General features: G+C 68.1%; 19 protein-coding genes. 6 read left to right on the top strand and 13 right to left on the bottom strand.

The features are described from left to right. Positions 1 to 26: 26 nt before the first annotated feature. From AC1RNQ_RS00400 to mnmA, 3 genes are all read right to left on the bottom strand, one after another. Complete coding sequence (locus AC1RNQ_RS00400) at positions 27 to 170, bottom strand: hypothetical protein (RefSeq protein WP_493168012.1); 144 nt, start codon at positions 168 to 170, stop codon at positions 27 to 29. A gap of 76 nt (positions 171 to 246) precedes the next feature. Beyond that, positions 247 to 660: a hypothetical protein gene (locus tag AC1RNQ_RS00405; RefSeq protein ID WP_493168013.1), complete on the bottom strand. Its 414-nt coding sequence runs from the start codon at positions 658 to 660 to the stop codon at positions 247 to 249. A 52-nt stretch (positions 661 to 712) separates the two neighbouring features. Next, entirely contained in the window at positions 713 to 1,858 is a 1,146-nt protein-coding gene (gene mnmA, locus AC1RNQ_RS00410) for a tRNA 2-thiouridine(34) synthase MnmA (RefSeq protein ID WP_493168014.1), read from the bottom strand. Between the two features lie 145 nt (positions 1,859 to 2,003). Between mnmA and AC1RNQ_RS00415 the strand changes: the two genes are divergently transcribed. After that, positions 2,004 to 2,384, top strand: coding sequence for a hypothetical protein (locus AC1RNQ_RS00415; protein WP_493168015.1), 381 nt, complete (start codon positions 2,004 to 2,006; stop codon positions 2,382 to 2,384). A 2-nt stretch (positions 2,385 to 2,386) separates the two neighbouring features. Continuing rightward, positions 2,387 to 2,686 carry a CtrA inhibitor SciP gene (gene sciP, locus AC1RNQ_RS00420; RefSeq protein WP_077031880.1) on the top strand — a complete coding sequence of 100 codons (300 nt, stop codon included), beginning with the start codon at positions 2,387 to 2,389 and terminating at the stop codon, positions 2,684 to 2,686. A gap of 72 nt (positions 2,687 to 2,758) precedes the next feature. Here the strand turns inward: sciP and AC1RNQ_RS00425 are convergent, their stop codons facing one another. Further along, positions 2,759 to 3,154, bottom strand: a complete 396-nt coding sequence (locus tag AC1RNQ_RS00425; RefSeq protein ID WP_493168017.1) for an Ohr family peroxiredoxin — start codon at positions 3,152 to 3,154, stop codon at positions 2,759 to 2,761. Positions 3,155 to 3,310: 156 nt separating this feature from the next. Here AC1RNQ_RS00425 and AC1RNQ_RS00430 point away from each other — a divergent pair, with 156 nt between their 5' ends. From AC1RNQ_RS00430 to AC1RNQ_RS00440, 3 genes are all read left to right on the top strand, one after another. Beyond that, entirely contained in the window at positions 3,311 to 3,781 is a 471-nt protein-coding gene (locus tag AC1RNQ_RS00430) for a MarR family winged helix-turn-helix transcriptional regulator (protein ID WP_493168019.1), read from the top strand. Positions 3,782 to 3,969: 188 nt separating this feature from the next. Then, on the top strand, positions 3,970 to 4,704 hold the full coding sequence (locus AC1RNQ_RS00435; RefSeq protein WP_493168021.1) for a hypothetical protein: 735 nt from the start codon (positions 3,970 to 3,972) through the stop codon (positions 4,702 to 4,704). A gap of 182 nt (positions 4,705 to 4,886) precedes the next feature. Further along, positions 4,887 to 5,168: a hypothetical protein gene (locus tag AC1RNQ_RS00440; protein ID WP_493168023.1), complete on the top strand. Its 282-nt coding sequence runs from the start codon at positions 4,887 to 4,889 to the stop codon at positions 5,166 to 5,168. A 232-nt stretch (positions 5,169 to 5,400) separates the two neighbouring features. Here AC1RNQ_RS00440 and AC1RNQ_RS00445 read toward each other — a convergent pair whose 3' ends face one another. From AC1RNQ_RS00445 to AC1RNQ_RS00470, 6 genes are all read right to left on the bottom strand, one after another. After that, entirely contained in the window at positions 5,401 to 6,315 is a 915-nt protein-coding gene (locus tag AC1RNQ_RS00445; RefSeq protein ID WP_493168025.1) for an alpha/beta hydrolase family protein, read from the bottom strand. Positions 6,316 to 6,483: 168 nt separating this feature from the next. Continuing rightward, a complete protein-coding gene (locus AC1RNQ_RS00450; protein ID WP_493168027.1) occupies positions 6,484 to 7,092 on the bottom strand; it encodes a GNAT family N-acetyltransferase in 609 nt (202 codons plus the stop codon). A 68-nt stretch (positions 7,093 to 7,160) separates the two neighbouring features. Next, positions 7,161 to 8,984 (bottom strand): translation elongation factor 4, encoded by a 1,824-nt coding sequence (lepA, locus tag AC1RNQ_RS00455; RefSeq protein WP_493168029.1) that lies wholly within the window; start codon positions 8,982 to 8,984, stop codon positions 7,161 to 7,163. 273 nt (positions 8,985 to 9,257) lie between these two features. Next, on the bottom strand, positions 9,258 to 10,148 hold the full coding sequence (locus AC1RNQ_RS00460; protein WP_493168030.1) for a transposase: 891 nt from the start codon (positions 10,146 to 10,148) through the stop codon (positions 9,258 to 9,260). Then, positions 10,136 to 11,128 (bottom strand): hypothetical protein, encoded by a 993-nt coding sequence (locus AC1RNQ_RS00465; protein ID WP_493168032.1) that lies wholly within the window; start codon positions 11,126 to 11,128, stop codon positions 10,136 to 10,138. The genes AC1RNQ_RS00460 and AC1RNQ_RS00465 overlap by 13 nt, the downstream gene beginning before the upstream one ends. A gap of 48 nt (positions 11,129 to 11,176) precedes the next feature. Continuing rightward, complete coding sequence (locus AC1RNQ_RS00470; RefSeq protein ID WP_493168034.1) at positions 11,177 to 11,323, bottom strand: hypothetical protein; 147 nt, start codon at positions 11,321 to 11,323, stop codon at positions 11,177 to 11,179. A gap of 170 nt (positions 11,324 to 11,493) precedes the next feature. On the opposite strand from AC1RNQ_RS00470, the gene AC1RNQ_RS00475 reads away from it, so the two are divergent. Continuing rightward, positions 11,494 to 12,444, top strand: coding sequence for a beta-propeller fold lactonase family protein (locus AC1RNQ_RS00475; RefSeq protein WP_493168035.1), 951 nt, complete (start codon positions 11,494 to 11,496; stop codon positions 12,442 to 12,444). A 94-nt stretch (positions 12,445 to 12,538) separates the two neighbouring features. On the opposite strand, the gene AC1RNQ_RS00480 is transcribed toward AC1RNQ_RS00475, so the two are convergent. The 3 genes from AC1RNQ_RS00480 to lysA all read right to left on the bottom strand — a co-directional run bounded on the left by AC1RNQ_RS00480 (position 12,539) and on the right by lysA (position 15,880). Then, complete coding sequence (locus AC1RNQ_RS00480) at positions 12,539 to 13,702, bottom strand: aminotransferase (protein WP_493168037.1); 1,164 nt, start codon at positions 13,700 to 13,702, stop codon at positions 12,539 to 12,541. Beyond that, positions 13,699 to 14,475, bottom strand: a complete 777-nt coding sequence (locus tag AC1RNQ_RS00485; protein ID WP_493168039.1) for a precorrin-2 dehydrogenase/sirohydrochlorin ferrochelatase family protein — start codon at positions 14,473 to 14,475, stop codon at positions 13,699 to 13,701. Before AC1RNQ_RS00485 ends, AC1RNQ_RS00480 begins: the two co-directional genes overlap by 4 nt. Positions 14,476 to 14,620: 145 nt before the next feature. Next, on the bottom strand, positions 14,621 to 15,880 hold the full coding sequence (lysA, locus tag AC1RNQ_RS00490) for a diaminopimelate decarboxylase (protein ID WP_493168041.1): 1,260 nt from the start codon (positions 15,878 to 15,880) through the stop codon (positions 14,621 to 14,623). Positions 15,881 to 15,998 lie beyond the last annotated feature (118 nt).

Consider the following 15,998-nt stretch of genomic DNA (forward strand, 5'->3'; position numbering starts at 1 on the left):
CGGGCGCCAGCCCGGATCGCGCGGCGCTAGAGGATGATCCGGCGATCGGTGCCCGAACGGCGGTCGCGCGCCGAGCGGCGCTCGGGCCCGCTGTAGTTCGGATCCTGCGCCTTGCGGCGATCTCCGGCGCGGCCGCCCATGCCGCTGCGCTGATCTGCATCGGGTTCCATCGGGTCCCTCCTCCCCGCCCCACCGGCAGGAGGAAAGATTATCGCGCAAAAGCAATGCGAAAGAGTTAACGGCGGATTAGCCAGGCTCGGCGGGTGCGGCGACGGCGGCCGGCCGCGAGAGCACCCACCAGCTGCCGACCAGCAACAGCACCGACAGCGCTTCGACGATCATGCCCTGCACGATCCCGAAATTGGTCGGATCGCCCATCGCCACCCCGATCAGCCGCCCGGTCAATGCGGTACCGAAAAGCGCCGCGGGTACGAGCAGCGCGCGCCCCCACGCGGGCACGAGCGCGCCGAGCGTCGCGGCGCCCGCCGACACGAGAAAGAAGGAAGACAGGTCGGCGCGCAACGTATTGATCGCAACCCCGCCGATCGTGAAGCCGAAGGTCTCGGTATAGCTTGCCGGATCGAGCAGCCCGCGCGCGCCGATCATGAAGAAGAACAGTGCCCAGAGCAGGACGGCACCGCGCAAGACCCAATTGACCATGATCGTCTCCCTTGTTGCCGGCAGGCTGCGGCATCGGGGAGGATTGTGCAATCTATTCCGTCGTGTCCGCCGCGAAGGTTTCCTCGATCCAGCCGCCCCCCAGAACGCGGCTCTCGTCCGCCGCGTCATAGAGCACCGCTGCCTGTCCCGGCGCCACTCCATATTCGGGGGCAGCGAAGACCAGCCGGTCGCCTGCCACCCGCGCCGCCACGGGCTTCGCCATGCTGCGCACCTTGGCGAGCACCTCGCGCCCTTCGACGTCGGCGAGCCAGTTCGCCTCGCCCAGCCGTGCGCCCGAAACCGCGAGCGAGCGCCGCGGCCCGACGACGACTTCCTTCTTGTCGGCATCGAGCCGCACGACGTAAAGCGGCTCCGCCTGTCCGCCGATTTCGATCCCGCGCCGCTGCCCGACCGTATAGTGGATCAACCCCTTGTGTGCGCCGAGCACACTGCCGTCGACATGGACGATCGCGCCCTGGTCGTCGGCCTCGGGGCGGAGCTTGCGCACCAAAGTCGCATAGTCGCCGTCGGGGACGAAGCAGATGTCCTGGCTGTCGGGCTTGCCCGCAACCCCAAGCCCCAGCTCGTGCGCGATCTCGCGCACCACGCTCTTCTCGAGCCCGCCCAGGGGGAAGCGCAAGAAGTCGAGCTGCTCCTGCGTCGTCGCGAAGAGGAAATAGCTCTGGTCGCGTGCCGGGTCGACCGCGCGGTGCAACTCGGCGCCCGCAGGTCCCATCACCCGCCGCACATAATGGCCGGTCGCCAGACAGTCCGCTCCCAATTCCTTCGCGAGCTGGAACAGGTCGGTGAACTTCACCCCCATGTTGCAGCGCACGCAGGGGATCGGCGTCCGCCCGGCGAGATATTCGTCGGCGAACTGGTCGATCACCGTGTCGCGAAAGCGGCTTTCATGGTCGTGGACATGATGGACGAAACCCAGCCGGTCGGCGACGGCGCGCGCATCGCGGATGTCCTGCCCCGCGCAGCAAGCCCCGACGCGCTTCGCCTTGGCGCCGTGATCATAGAGCTGGAGCGTCACCCCGATCACCTCGGCGCCCGAGCGCGCGGCGAGCGCCGCGACCACGCTCGAATCGACTCCGCCCGACATCGCGACGACGATTCGCCGGTCCTTTAGGGGTTCCGCGAGCTGGAAGTCGGCCCGGGCGAGCCCGGCGGGGGAGGAAATCAGCGTAGCCATGATCGCCGCCATCTAGGGACGATGATGCCAAAAAGCCAGCTTTTCAGCGCCCCCTGTCAAGATATTGACGCGGGTTAAGCTTCGCTAACGAGGCATGAAATGGGCATTTACGGGACCTTAGGTGGTCTTGGGTAGACCGCTACCCATGAACCTCGCCCCGTCCGATCTTCCGCGCCTTGCCGGTGCCACCAGCCTGTCGAAGCCCGGCTTCGACATCATCCTCGCGGTGTCGGGCACACGCCAGGCGATGCTGCCGACCGCCGGCTTGCTGCACGCGCTGCAGACGCGCGAAGCGCGCAACGACCCTGCATCGCAGCGCCGCGCAATGCTCTGTGGAACCCGCGCGGGCGATGCGGCGTTCGGCCTGCGGCCGACGCGCTTTTTCGACTTGTCGGAAGAAGTGACCGGCCTGCCCGAAACTATGAACAGCCTGTTTACCAGAGGATTTCAGCCGATGTTGAACTCCTGCAATGTAGACATTCTCCCGTCGGATGCCCCCCTGTCCGATGGCGAAAAAGTGGAATGACAATGATCGAAAATCAGAAAATCCGTCCGGCTCAGGTCATTGGCCCCCTCGGGGAGCCCCTGACGCTCGACTCGCTGCCGCCGCCGAACACCACGCGCTGGGTGGTTCGTCGCAAGGCCGAGGTCGTTGCGGCGGTTAACGGCGGCCTGCTGACCGTCGACGAGGTGTGCGAACGCTATTCGCTGACGCTCGAGGAATTCGCGAGCTGGCAGCGATCGATCGATCGCAGTGGTATGCCGGGCCTGCGCGTCACGCGCATACAGCATTATCGCGACCTCTATGAGCGCCAGCAGCGCTTCTGATCGCGGGAGCGAAAAAAGGGAAAAGGGCGCCCGCGGGGCGCCCTTTTTTTTGCCCGTCGGCGACGAGCACTCTCAGGCGAGGTTGAGCTCGACGTCGATATTGCCCGCGATCGCCTTCGAATAGGGGCAGACCTTGTGCGCGGCTTCGATCAGTTCGCGCGCCACGTCGCGGTCGATTCCGGGGACGGCAACGTCCAGCCGCGCGCGCAGTTCGAAACCGCCACCGCGGTGAAGCAGGTCGATCGTCGCGTCGATCGAGGGGGTTTCGGGCAACGCGATCTTGCGCTGCCCGGCGACGAGCCCGACCGCCCCGAGGAAGCACGCCGACCAGGCGGCAGCGAACAGATTCTCGGCTGCCGGATGCGGTTCGGGCAGCTCGATCTCGAACGTGCCATCGGCGCTGCGCGCATAGCCTTCGGCGCCGCCGACGGTATGGGTAGATCCGCTGAACAGGATTTTGTCGGTCATCGTATTTTCCTTTCGAAGAGAGTGACATCTATTTACATCGTGCCCGATTTGATCGGATACGATGTAAATAGATGTCCCGATATCCGATGTCAACCCCCTTCCGATTTAATCGTATGCGATCTATATAGGGTGCACGAACCCGCCGTGGAGACCGCCATGACAGCCACCGAAACATTCCCTGCCCGGGCACCGGGACTCGCCGATTTCCTGTGCTTCGCCGTCTATTCGGCGAATCTCGCCTTCGGCCGCGCCTATAAGCCGATCCTCGACGAACTGGGGCTGACCTACACCCAGTATATTGCGCTCGTCGCGCTCGGCGACGGTGACGAACAGACCGTCGGCGAGCTCGGCGACAAATTGTTCCTCGAATCGAACACGCTGACGCCGTTGCTCAAGAAGCTCGAGTCGGCGGGCTATATCCTGCGTCGCCGCGACCCCGCCGACGAACGCCAGGTACGCCTCAGCCTGACCCCCGCCGGCCGCGCGCTGATCGACAAGGATCCCGGCGCCGCCGCGCTGTTCGCTGCCGCGGGTCTCGGCGACGATTTCCGCACAGTCCAGCAATCGGTGGTCCGGCTCCGCGACAATCTGGTCCGCGCGACGCGGGCGGAAGCCGGCAAGGATTGAACAGGACCGGATGGTTCCGAGACGACTTCCGGCTGCGAAGGCGATCGAGTCGCCGCGCCAATCCCTGTTACGCACGTCATTCTGAGCCAGCCGACCTTGGTCCCCTTGGAAGCCCGGTGTTTGGCGGTTGAGCGCCCCGGTTTACGCCATTAGCCGGCAATCTCTGTCGGCGTGCTTGGGGTAATCGCGTGAAAAGCTGGTTGATTGTCATGGCGAGCTGCTGCCTGATCGCTGCGAATACGGCGAGGGCCGACCCCGGATTGGCCGCCAAGGTAGAAGGCGCGCGTATCAAAGAGGGCGTCACCGAAGTCGAATTGCGTCACGGCCGGATGATGGGCGACGAACGCGAGGGAGCCGATGCCAGCGTCGTCGAACTAAGCCATGCCTTCAGCCGCAATTTTTACGGAGAAATGGCGTTCGAGTTTGCGGGCGAACCCCATGAGCGCCGCCGGCTGGAAGCGATCGGAATCGAAGGGGTCGTCGCGCTCGGCCACAACAATGCCCTCGATCTCGATTTCGCGCTCTACGCGGAATATGTCTTCGCCCGCGGCGAAGCGGACGAGATCGAGGCAAAGCTGATCGTCCAGCACAGCGCCGGGGCGTTCGACGCAAGGCTCAACCTCATCGCCGAACGCGAACTGGAGGATGGCGAGCCCGTCGAGTTGGGTTATGCCGTTTCGGCCGACTGGGAAGTGGCGGATGACCTGCGCCTTGGCGCGGCCGCCTTTGGCGAGTTGGGCACCACGCAAAGCTTCCTGCCAGGAGCGGGGCATTTCGTGGGACCGGTGATCAAGTCCGAAATCGAGGGCCTGGGCAAGGGCGATCTGGAGATCGAAGCGGGGTACCATTTTGCGCTCGGATCGGCGCGGGACAATAGCGACGCGCAAGCGCGACTTGTGATCGAGTATGAATTCCGCTTTTAGGCCGAGGCCTCCACGCGTCGACGGACCGCAGCGGTACGGATCGCGAAAGCCCCATCGCGCCCGCTCGCAACCAGCAGGAACTTCCGCAGAAACTCCAGCAATTCCTGTCATTTGACATTTTCTTTGCAACCCAGGCGTTCACCCGGCGTTGAGCCCCCAGTCAACCTTGGGAGTCACTCATTATGCGTAAATTGTTCATCACCCTCGCCGCCGCTTCGGCCCTCACGCTCGGCGCCTGCCAGAGCCCCGCGGCCGACAAGGTCGAGGATAAAGCCGAGGCACAGGCCGACGCGATCGACGATCAGGCCGACGCCATGCCCGAAGGCCCGGCGAAGGAAGCGACCGAGGCAAAGGCCGACGCGGTCGAAGCCGCCGGCGAGGAAAAGGCGAACGCCATGGACGACAATGGCGAGATCGCCCCGTCGGAAACCGGCGCCGCCCCCGCCGACCCCGCCAAGAAATAACAGGGCTGCCTCCCCTAAAGGGCAGGGTGAAGGGCGCCGGTCGATTCCGGCGCCCTTTGTCGTGCGCGCGATTTTTTTCGAGCCTGTGATGTCTGTCACGGTGCCGCGGTCCGGGCGCGGCTAGTCGGGTTTTCGTGGACGGGCGCAATGCCGATCCGGCCACGCTCCACCCTCCCGTCGCCGTCAGCGACCCACGGCGGCGGGAGGGACTAGCGCCGCGGCGCGCGGCGTGTCAGGGCGCCGACTTCCCCAGCATCGTCAGGATCACCGCGCGTTGCTTGCCCCAGCTGACGCTGTCCGGCGCGATCAGCTCGACATGTCCCTCATCGCCCGTCGTCACCAGTGCGGCCGCGCCCCCGCGCTTCGCCATCGCCGCGGCATAGGCGCGCGCATAGGCCGGCGGCGCGATCGCGTCGCGGTCGTTGTGGACCTGCAGCTCGCGCGCGCTGCCCAGCGGCATTTCGGGGGGCGAGGTCCGCGCGAAGTCGCCCCGCGCCATCGCCGCGGGTGCCGCGCCGCCACAGGCATGGCCGCTGCTCGCCGCGCCTGCGCGCAGGTCGGGCAGCCCGCCCTGGCTGATCGCCAAGTCGATGCGGACCGGATTTGTCCCGCGCAGCGCATCGTCCGCCGCCAGTCCCGGTCGCCGCGCCAGCCACAGCGCGAGATGCCCGCCCGCGCTGTGCCCGATCGCGATGCGCGGCGTATCGGCCGCAAAGCCGTACTTCGCCCCCTCGGCGACGAACAGGTCCGCCGCGGCGCCGACATCCTCGTAGGTCCCAGGCAGCCCGCCGCCGCGGTCGACCCCGCGATATTCGATATTCCACACCCCCACGCCGTGTGTGCGCAGGTCGTCCGCGATCCAGTTCATGATGTCGCGCTCCGCGACCGCGGTCTGCCAGCAGCCGCCGTGGATCATGATCACCGCCGGATGCGGCCCCGCGCCGAACTTGTCCCTTGGCGGCACCCAGACATCGACGACCTGCAGCGCGTCGGCTCCGTAGCGCAGCGTCGTGTCGGGCTTCGGTTGCACACGATCGAGCAGGTCGCCCCATCGCATGATCGGCTTTTGCGGCACCGCGGCCTCCTGCGTCCCCGCGGACGACGAGCAGGCGGCGAGCGCCAGCGCTGCCCAGGGTAGAATCCGCATCGTCATCCTCCCGCTGCGCAAAACTGACATGGTTTCAATTCCATTTCGCGCCGAAAGAGCCTATGCCGACTCGCGACACAGGGTGGGGCGATAGCGCGACCATGCGTCACGGCCTGACGCGGCGAGGTGCGCGACCCAACCTCGCGGCGGCAGGCCGTTCTGCCGCCTTCATCCGCCCAGCGCCGCGAACACATCCTGCACCCCTTCTGCCGCATCGTCGGCGTGCAGCGCCGTCAGTGCCGCCACGACGTCCAGCCGATAGTCCGCGACCCCCGCGCCCGCCCCCGCCCAGGTCGCGCCCAGCGCCTTGACCAGCCGCTTCGCCGCGGCATTTTCGTTGAGCATATGCACTTCGAGCGTGCAGAGCCCCTCGGCGCGGCACTGGATCAGCAGCGCCGCAGTCATCATCCGCGCCAGCCCCAGCCCCTGGAAAGCGTCGAGCACCGCGACCGAATATTCGCCCATCGGCCCGCCCGCCCGCGCGCGCACCGCATGCACCGCGCCGATCGCCGGCGTCCCCTCGCATTCGGTGCACAGCGCGCCCCAGGCGATGTGGTCGTGCCCGTCGACGTCGACCAGCCGCGCGATCACCGGCTCGGGCAGCGCCGGCGCGGGCGAGAAGAAGCGCAGGTAGCGCGCCTCGGCCGACAGCGTCGCAATCCCCTGCCGCAGCAGCGGCGCATCGTCGGGGGTGATCGTGCGCAGGCACACCGCGGTGCCGTCGGCCAGCCGGCTGTGCACCGCGATCTCGCTGAGCGGCCTCAAGGATGAATTCATCACCGCGCCTCCCGGGCGCAATGATTAGGGCCGCGCGCCCAGGCTGGCAACCGCGCCGCCCGAACCGGTCAGGCGTCGTCGCCCATCCGCAGCGCCGCGATGAACGCCTCCTGCGGAATGTTCACATTGCCATATTCGCGCATCCGCTTCTTGCCCTCTTTCTGCTTTTCCAGCAGCTTCTTCTTGCGAGTCGCGTCGCCGCCATAGCATTTGGCGGTCACGTCCTTGCGCAGCGCGGCGATGGTTTCGCGCGCGATCACCTTGCCGCCGATCGCGGCCTGGATCGGGATCTTGAACATGTGGCGCGGGATCAGGTCCTTGAGCCGCTCGCACATGCCGCGGCCGCGCGTCTCGGCGGTGCCGCGGTGGACGATCATGGAGAGCGCATCGACCGGCTCGTTGTTGACGAGGATGCTCATCTTGACGAGGTCGCCGGGGCGGTGGCCGATCTGGTGATAGTCGAAGCTGGCATAGCCGCGCGAAATGCTCTTCAGCCGATCGTAGAAGTCGAACACCACTTCGTTGAGTGGCAGTTCATAGGTGATCTGCGCGCGGCCGCCCACATAGGTGAGGTTCTTCTGGATGCCGCGGCGGTCCTGGCACAGCTTCAGGATCGGGCCCAGATATTCGTCGGGGACATAAATCACCGCCTCGATCCACGGTTCCTCGATCTCGTCGATGCGGTTCGGGTCGGGCATGTCGGCGGGGTTGTGGAGCTCGATCTCCTTCGCCGCCTCATTCTTGGTATGGCCGAGCTTCAGCTTGTACACCACCGACGGCGCGGTGGTGATCAGGTCGAGGTCATATTCGCGGCTCAGCCGCTCCTGGATGATCTCGAGGTGGAGGAGGCCCAGGAAGCCGCAGCGGAAGCCGAATCCGAGCGCCGCGCTGCTCTCCATCTCGAAGCTGAACGACGCGTCGTTGAGCCGCAGCTTCTGGATGGACTCGCGCAATTTCTCGAAGTCGTTCGCGTCGGTCGGGAACAGGCCGCAGAAGACGACCGGCTGGACTTCCTTGAACCCAGGCAGCGCCTGCGCCGCGGGCTTCTTGGCGTCGGTCACGGTGTCGCCGACGCGCGCCTGCGCAACGTCCTTGATCTGCGCGGTGATGAAGCCGATCTCGCCGGGGCCAAGCTCGGTGAGCTGCTCGATCTTGGGCGTGAAACAGCCGACGCGGTCGATCAGATGGGTGGTGCCCGCCTGCATGAACTTGATCTGCTGGCCTTTTTTCAGAACCCCGTCGACGACGCGGATCAGGATGACGACGCCGAGATAGGGGTCGTACCAGCTGTCGACGAGCATCGCGACGAGCGGCGCCCCGGCGTCGCCCTTCGGCGGCGGGATGCGCGTGACGATCGCTTCGAGCGCTTCCTCGATGCCGATCCCGGCCTTGGCGGAGGCGAGCACCGCGTCGTCGGCGGGCAACCCGATGATATCCTCGATCTCGGCCTTCACCTTGTCGACGTCGGCCGCGGGCAGATCGATCTTGTTGATGACGGGCACGATTTCATGGTCGTGCTCGATCGACTGATAGACGTTGGCGAGCGTCTGCGCCTCGACCCCCTGCGCCGCGTCGACGACGAGCAGCGCGCCCTCGCACGCCGCAAGGCTGCGCGACACTTCATAGGCGAAGTCGACATGACCCGGCGTGTCCATCAGGTTGAGCTGGTAGGTCTCGCCGTCATGCGCCTTGTACGACAGGCGCACCGTCTGCGCCTTGATCGTGATCCCGCGCTCCTTCTCGATGTCCATGTTATCGAGGACCTGCGCCGACATCTCGCGCGCGGTCAGCCCCCCGGTGAACTGGATCAGCCGGTCGGCGAGCGTCGATTTCCCGTGATCGATGTGCGCGATGATGGAGAAGTTACGGATATGCGAAAGGGGCGTGGTCATGCGCGCGCCCTAGCAGCGGAAATGCGCGCTGTCAGCAAGCAGTGGCGGGATCGCTGGCGCAGCGCGATTTTCACCCGGCGCCGGGGCAAAGTTCAGGAAAGTTCAGCCCAGTGGCGCCGTATTCTTGCGGAACTTTCTCTCCCTTCGGCTGACTGGGGGATGGGTTTTGTCGCGGGCGGTGGGGACGGAACGCGGGTATCGACGGAATCAAAGAACGAATGCAGAACATGGCACAGCGGAATTTATTAGGAAAGGGGTTTTTCGCGCGGCGGGTTATGGTCCAGTCCCCAACCACCGCCCACAATCATCCCTTACCCGCGCATCGGCATCCCGCAGCCCGCGCTCCAGCACCGCCACCCTCCCCGCTCCCTCCTCCACCGCTGCCAGCGCCGCGATCGCATTGGCGCGCACACGCGGCACCGGGTGCGTTTTCGCGAAATGGTCGGCGATGTCCTTGCCCTCTTCGGTCAGGTGGACCGCGCAGCGGAGGAGCATCTCGGTCGGGGTGATCGTCGGGCGGCGGGCGATCGTGCCGGTTTCGAGATCGACGATATATTGGTCGCGCCAGGGGATATGCTCGCCCTCCTCCATGATGTTGAGGCTGACCGAGAGACTTGCCGGCGGGAGCTGGCTGTGGATGTCGCGGTGGGCGCGGTAGAGCATCATCCTGCCCTCGCCCAGCTGGCTGCGTTCGACGAAGGTCAGGTTTAACGACTCCTCGACGCGGCCGTCGACGGCTTCGGCGTCATAGTCATAATAGTCGCTGACATAGCCCGGACCCCAATAGCCGGTGGTGAGGAAGCTGAAATTATGGTCGTGCGGCAGGCCGTAGGCGAAGGCCGCGCCGCCGCTGGCGACGTAAGCGGCGTCGCTCGCGGCGGGCCAGAGGTTGGCGCGTAGGAAATGGCCGCGCGGGCTGCGGTGGAGGAGCAAGACCTGCGCCGAATAGCGGCTGAGCTCGAGCTGGTTCGCAAAGCTGGCCTTGAGCTCGGCGACGATATGGTCGGCGAGGAAGTCGCGGTTCTGCGCGAGACCGGCGAGGAGCGTCGCGGCGTGGGCGAGGCTGGCTTCGTCGATCAGGTCGACGCCGCTTTCGTCGAGGCGCGCGGCGACTTCGGCGAGGTCGAGCGCGGGGCCGGCGGGCGGGTCGATCAGGCGGGGCATGGGTCGGCTTTCGGCGCGGCGTAGAGCGCGAGGGTCGCGGCGGCGGCGGCGCGGACTTCGGGATGAGGGTCGTCCGCTGCCATCCGGGCGAGGCGCGGGTGCGCGGCGGCGGGGTCGAGCGCGACGAGATCGCGCATCGCACTCCACCGCGCGGCGAAATCATCGGCGTGCGTCGCGGTGAGGAACAGCGGCGCGGCGGCACGGCACGCCATCGCGCGGAGCAGCGCGAGCGCCATCTGGCAAAAGCTGCTGTCGCGGCGCGACGCGGCGACATGGACGAGGCGGCCGCTGACGATATCATAGGCGCGCACCGGCAGCGGCGACGGCGGCCGCACCGCGAGGTCGAGGAGCAATATGTCGCCGGTCGCGCCCGCGAGGGTGAAAGCGGTGCGCGCGGTGTCGAGCTCGACGAGCTCGCCGGCGCGAAGCGGGCGCGGCGGGTCGCTGGTGCAGGGGGAAGCCCCCGCCGAAGTGAAGGCACCGCTCTCCTCCGCGGCTGAGAGCGCGGCGTGGTGGAGCGTCAGGCTGGCGCCGCCCGCGGCGAGGACGCGGATCGCAGCGCGGCCGGGGACGAAGAGCGCGGTCGCGGGCGCGGCGCCGGCCGCCTCGAGGGGCAGCAGCTGGAGCGACAGGCGGACCGCGCCGCGCTCGGCGAGGATCAGCCCGCCGGGCCCGCCGCCGGTGCCGGCTACGGGCAGGGGCGGACGCGCGAAAGGATCGGCGGCGGGCAATGCGAGTGCGTCCGCGAGGCGCGCGGCGAGCCAGCGTGTGTCGGCGAGCCAGGGGCGCAGCTGCTCGATCGCGGGGCCGAGGTCGGCATTGGCGTCGGCATCGGCGGCTGCGAGCGCAGCGGCGAGGCCCGCGGGGCGCGCATCCTCGCTTCGCCAGCGCGCGGCGAGATCGGCCTCGGCGGCGCGCATCGCCCGGCAGCGAGCGGCGTCGGCGCGCGGATAATGGTCGTGGCAGGATCGTCGGGGCATGGCGTGCGCCGAACGCGAGCGCGGTTCAGCGGCCGCGGCCGCGCGCGGTCAGTCGTGGATGATCAGGATGACGGTGACCGACACTTCGAAGATCGACGGCCCCTGGGTCGCGCCGGGCGCGACGAGCGAGCCGAACAGCCCGACCATGGTGTCGAGCAAGGGCAAGGCGGTGATGTCGATGGACGGCAGGTTCATATTTCCCTCCCCAAGTGGTGCGGCGCGGATCGGCCGCGGGGACAGCGTGCGGCGCGCGGCACGCGCATGCCAATGAACTTATCGTAATATGGCCATGTCGCTCGTCGAACGGCGGTTGCCCGGACGGGGGCGCTGCATAGGGTGGCGGGGCCTTGCCTGGAGAGACGATCATGAACCGCGCCGCCGCCATCGTGTCGATCCTGCTGCTCGCCGTCCCGCCGGTCGCCGCCGAGACGCTGCTGATCGGCAACAAGGGCGAGGATACGCTGAGCCTGGTCGCGCTCGACACCGGGATCGAGGTGGCGCGGCTACCGACGGGCCGGATGCCGCACGAGATCGCGGTATCGCCCGACGGCAAGCAGGCGGCCGTGGTCGCCTATGGCGGGACGACGATCGACGTGTTCGACGTCGCGGCGAAGGCGAAGCTGAAGACGATCGACATCGCGCCGAACCAGCGGCCGCACGGGCTGCTCTGGCTCGGCGACGGGCGGCTGGTCGCGACCGCGGAGGGCAGCCAGTCGGTCGCGGTGGTCGCGCCGGACGGCGCGCTGACCTCGATCGCGACGGGGCAGCAGGGCACGCATATGGTCGTCGTCGCGCCCGACAACCGCACCGCCTATACCGCCAATATCGCTTCGGGCACGGTGAGCGTGCTCGACCTCAAAGATGCGAAGAAGCTCCGCGATCTCGCGGTCGGCGGCAAGCCCGAGGGGCTGGCGCTGGCGAAGGGCGGGCGCGAATTGTGGGTCGGCGACCTCGATGCGCCGCGCGTGTCGGTGTGGGACACCGCGAGCGGCGCGAAGGTCACCGAACATGCGGTCGACCCCGTCGCGATCCGCGTGCTCGCGAGCCCCGACGGCCGGCTGATCGCGACGAGCAATATCGGCGCGGGCACGATCAGCCTGTTCGACGCCGAGACGCGCGCGCCGGTGAAGGTCATCCAGGTATCGGAGGGCGACGCGGCGCGACAGGTGACCCTCTTGTTCAGCCCCGATTCGAAGCGGCTCTATGCCGCCGAGACGGGGCACGACAAGGTCGCGGAGATCGACGTCGCGAGCGGCCAGGTGCTGCGCCGCCTGCCCGCGGGCAAGAACGGCGACGGGCTGGCGATCGCGCCTTAGCGCGCCCCTTTTGTCACCCTCACCCCTCCCTCTCCCACCGGGAGAGGGAGGGAGGCGCGCAGCGCCGGAAGGGTGAGGGAGAATGTTAGGACCGTCAGGCGAGCGCCCTACGAAAGACCGCAAGGCGCGCGACGGCTTCGTCGAGGGTATCATGGTCCTTGGCGAAGCAGAGCCGCAGGATGTGCCGCGGACCGTCGCCTTCGAACAGCGCCGACACCGGGATCGACGCCACCCCCGCCTCGCGCACCGCGCGCTCGCTGAAGTCGCGGTCGGAGAGCGCAATGCCCGAAGCCGCGAGATCGATGCAAAGGAACCAGGTCGCGGCGTTCGGGAGTAGGACGAAACCCGCGCGTTCGAGCGCATCGGCGAGATGGCGGCGCGACGCCGCCCACCCCGCCCGCTGCCGGGCAAACCAGGCGTCGGGTTTGCCGAGCCCCTCGGCGACCGCCCATTGCAGCGCGGGGGGTGTGGTGAAGGTCAGGAACTGGTGCGCGCGACCGAGCGCCTGCGCGATATCGGGCGCGGCGGCGAACCAGCCGACCTTCCATCCGGTGAGGCCGAAGATCTTGCCCGCCGAGCCGATCTTGACCGCGCGGCGCTCCATGCCGGGCATCGACAGCAGCGACCGGTGTGGGACATCGTCGAAGCGGACATCCTCCCACACCTCGTCGCAGATCGCGACGAGGTCGTGCCGAACGCAGAGGTCGGCGATCATCGCCAGTTCGGCTTCGCTCGCCACCGTCCCCGCCGGATTGAGCGGATCGTTGAGCATCAGCAGCCGGGTGCGCGGGGTGATCGCGGCCGCGAGCCGGTCGGCGTCATGGCGCCAGTCGGGCGGGCTCAGCGGCACCGACACCGGCACGCCGCCGGCGCGGCGCACCATCGGCGCATAGCTGTCATAGGCGGGCTGAAAGAGGATGACCTCGTCGCCCGGCCCCACCAGCGCGAGCAGCGCCGCGGCGAGCGCCTCGGTCGCGCCCGAGGTGACGACCAGCTGCTCGCGCGTCAGGTAGAGCCCCTGTCGGCGCGCATAGAAGCCCGCGATGGCGTCGCGAAGCTCGGGCAGGCCGAAGGCCGGCGGATATTGGTGCGACTTTTCCGCGAGCGAGCGCGTGGCCGCCTCGATCATATCGGGGTGCGGCGGCTCGTCGGGGAAGCCTTGCCCGAGGTTGATCGCGTCATGGACGCGAGCAAGCCCCGACATATGCTCGAAGATCGTAGGCTCCATCGCCCCATAGAGGGGATGGATCGTGGTCATGCGGTGGGCGGTGCGAGCCAGAGCGACAGGCCCGCGGGCGGATCGGCGGGCGGGGCATCGCTGACGTGGCGCACCGCGTCGGCGCGCGCGCGGTCGAGGATCGCGGCAGTAATCTGCGCGGGGTGGAAGATATGGTCGGCCTCGCCGAGCAGGCGTGCGGCGCGCAGCGTGAGGTCGTCGGGATCGGGGCCGGTCAGGCAGATCGTTTCGAGGCGGCTCGGCTGGGTCGCCGCGTCGACGGCCAGCCAAGCTTCGATGTTGTCCACCGCGCCGCCGTCGAGCGGGTCGAGCGCGCCGCCGGGCGCAAGCGCGGCGTCGATCGCACGGCGGCGGGCGGCGGCGGTGGGCCAGCGGGCCTTCATCGCCCCGCGCGCGGCGTGGAGCGCCGAGGCGAGCGCGCCGAGGCGGGCGGGAAGCAGCGCCTCGATCCGCTGGCGCACGGCTTTGGCGAGGCCCGCCGACGCGCCGCCGGTGCCGATGGCGATCGTCACCGGCGCGCGGTCGACGATCGCCGGGGTGGTGAAATCGCAGAGATCGGGGCGGTCGACGACGTTGACGAGCAGGCCACGCGCGCGCAGCGCCGCCGCGGCGGCGCGCGCTTCGTTATCGTCTTCGAGCGCGACGAAGGCGAGCGTCGCACCCGCCTCCCATGCCGGGACGATCCGCCCGCCCGCCCGCGCGATCAGCCGCGCCTTCGCGTCGGCCGCTTCCCCCTCCCCGACCAGCACGACCGTGCGGCCGCCGAGGTTCAGGAAGATGGGAAGCTGGTGCATGGATCGATCCTAGCAGATCCTCCCCCACCGGGGGAGGGGGACCACCCGAAGGGTGGTGGAGGGGCACAGGAGGTCATGCACAGCGCCAGACTGCACGTGCCCCTCCACCATCTTCGATGGTCCCCCTCCCCGTTCCGGGGAGGATCTAGTCGATCCAGTCGGGGACGCGCTCGGCGGCCATGATCGTGCCCGCGGTGATGCGGTCGGCGACGACGGCATAGCGGTCGCCGTCGACGAGCACCTCGGGGACGAGGCTGCGGCTGTTGTAGGTCGACGCCATCGTCGCGCCATAGGCGCCCGCGGTGCGGAACACCGCGAGGTCGCCGGGCTCGACCTTGTCGGTGACGCGGTCGCGCGCGAAGGTGTCGCCGGTCTCGCACACCGGGCCGACGATCGACGCGGTCATCGTCTCGCCCGACGGCTTCACCGCGACAAAGTCGTGGTATGCGTCGTAGAGCGCCGGACGCGCGAGGTCGTTCATCGCGGCGTCGACGATCACGAAGGGGTTCGTCGCGCCGGGCTTGACCCACAGCACCTCGGTCAGGAGCACACCGGTGTTGCCCGCGATCACGCGGCCGGGCTCGAACATCAAAGTGACGTCCCAGTCCCTGGTCACGCGCGCGACCATCGCGCCATATTCGGCCGGCGACGGCGGATTATCCTCGGCCTTGTACGGCACGCCGAGGCCGCCGCCGAGATCGACATGGGTGATGCTGTGCCCCGCGGCGCGCAGGTCGGCGACGAGCCGGCCGACGCGCTCGAACGCCGCCTCGAGCGGGTCGAGGCTGGTCAGCTGGCTGCCGATATGGACCGCGACGCCGCGCATCTGGAGCCCCGGCAGCGCGGCGAGACGGGCGAAGATTTCGGGTGCGACGTCGATGCCGACACCGAACTTGTTCTCGGCCTTGCCGGTCGAGATCTTCGCATGCGTCCCCGCGTCGACGTCGGGATTGACGCGCAGCACCGCGGGCGCGGTCATTTCCTTGGCCAGCGCGATTTCGGCAAGCGCGACGCCTTCGGGCTCGTGCTCGATGTTGAACTGGCCGATGCCGCGGTCCAGCCCCTGCGCGAGTTCGGCGCGCGTCTTGCCGACGCCCGAAAAGACGATGTCCTCGGCCGCCATGCCCGCCGCGAGCGCGCGTTCGAGTTCGCCACCCGACACGACGTCGGCGCCATAGCCCTGCCGCGCGAGGACGCGGAGCACGCCGAGGTTGGGGTTGCACTTGATCGCGAAGGCGAGGTGCTTCCTCGGCACGTCCTTCAGCCCGTCGGCGAAGGCTTGCGCATGGCGCTCGAGCGTCGCGCGCGAATAGACATAGACGGGGGTGCCGATTTCCTCGGCGATACGGGGCAGCGGAATGTCTTCGGCGTGCATCACGCCGTCACGAATGTCGAAATGATTCATTGCAGGAAGTCCTGATCTCTATTTTTCCGTTCGCATCGAGCGAAGTCGAGATGCCCCTATGGACGGCGCTACGCCGATGGGTGTCTCGACTTCGCTCGACACGAACGGATTAGGTAAG

The sequence above is a fragment of the Sphingopyxis sp. GW821-FHT12F08 genome (assembly GCF_058806755.1).

What these genes read in the sequence shown, in the direction of transcription:
- sciP (WP_077031880.1), top strand. Translation starts at nt 2,387, where the DNA reads ATGATCGAAAATCAGAAAATCCGTCCGGCTCAGGTCATTGGCCCCCTC.
- AC1RNQ_RS00475 (WP_493168035.1), top strand. Translation starts at nt 11,494, where the DNA reads ATGAACCGCGCCGCCGCCATCGTGTCGATCCTGCTGCTCGCCGTCCCG.
- AC1RNQ_RS00470 (WP_493168034.1), bottom strand. Translation starts at nt 11,323, where the DNA reads ATGAACCTGCCGTCCATCGACATCACCGCCTTGCCCTTGCTCGACACC.
- AC1RNQ_RS00440 (WP_493168023.1), top strand. Translation starts at nt 4,887, where the DNA reads ATGCGTAAATTGTTCATCACCCTCGCCGCCGCTTCGGCCCTCACGCTC.
- AC1RNQ_RS00465 (WP_493168032.1), bottom strand. Translation starts at nt 11,128, where the DNA reads ATGCCCCGACGATCCTGCCACGACCATTATCCGCGCGCCGACGCCGCT.
- AC1RNQ_RS00405 (WP_493168013.1), bottom strand. Translation starts at nt 660, where the DNA reads ATGGTCAATTGGGTCTTGCGCGGTGCCGTCCTGCTCTGGGCACTGTTC.
- AC1RNQ_RS00415 (WP_493168015.1), top strand. Translation starts at nt 2,004, where the DNA reads ATGAACCTCGCCCCGTCCGATCTTCCGCGCCTTGCCGGTGCCACCAGC.
- AC1RNQ_RS00460 (WP_493168030.1), bottom strand. Translation starts at nt 10,148, where the DNA reads ATGCCCCGCCTGATCGACCCGCCCGCCGGCCCCGCGCTCGACCTCGCC.
- AC1RNQ_RS00485 (WP_493168039.1), bottom strand. Translation starts at nt 14,475, where the DNA reads ATGCACCAGCTTCCCATCTTCCTGAACCTCGGCGGCCGCACGGTCGTG.
- lysA (WP_493168041.1), bottom strand. Translation starts at nt 15,880, where the DNA reads ATGAATCATTTCGACATTCGTGACGGCGTGATGCACGCCGAAGACATT.
- AC1RNQ_RS00400 (WP_493168012.1), bottom strand. Translation starts at nt 170, where the DNA reads ATGGAACCCGATGCAGATCAGCGCAGCGGCATGGGCGGCCGCGCCGGA.
- AC1RNQ_RS00425 (WP_493168017.1), bottom strand. Translation starts at nt 3,154, where the DNA reads ATGACCGACAAAATCCTGTTCAGCGGATCTACCCATACCGTCGGCGGC.
- AC1RNQ_RS00480 (WP_493168037.1), bottom strand. Translation starts at nt 13,702, where the DNA reads ATGACCACGATCCATCCCCTCTATGGGGCGATGGAGCCTACGATCTTC.
- mnmA (WP_493168014.1), bottom strand. Translation starts at nt 1,858, where the DNA reads ATGGCTACGCTGATTTCCTCCCCCGCCGGGCTCGCCCGGGCCGACTTC.
- AC1RNQ_RS00445 (WP_493168025.1), bottom strand. Translation starts at nt 6,315, where the DNA reads ATGCGGATTCTACCCTGGGCAGCGCTGGCGCTCGCCGCCTGCTCGTCG.
- lepA (WP_493168029.1), bottom strand. Translation starts at nt 8,984, where the DNA reads ATGACCACGCCCCTTTCGCATATCCGTAACTTCTCCATCATCGCGCAC.
- AC1RNQ_RS00430 (WP_493168019.1), top strand. Translation starts at nt 3,311, where the DNA reads ATGACAGCCACCGAAACATTCCCTGCCCGGGCACCGGGACTCGCCGAT.
- AC1RNQ_RS00450 (WP_493168027.1), bottom strand. Translation starts at nt 7,092, where the DNA reads ATGAATTCATCCTTGAGGCCGCTCAGCGAGATCGCGGTGCACAGCCGG.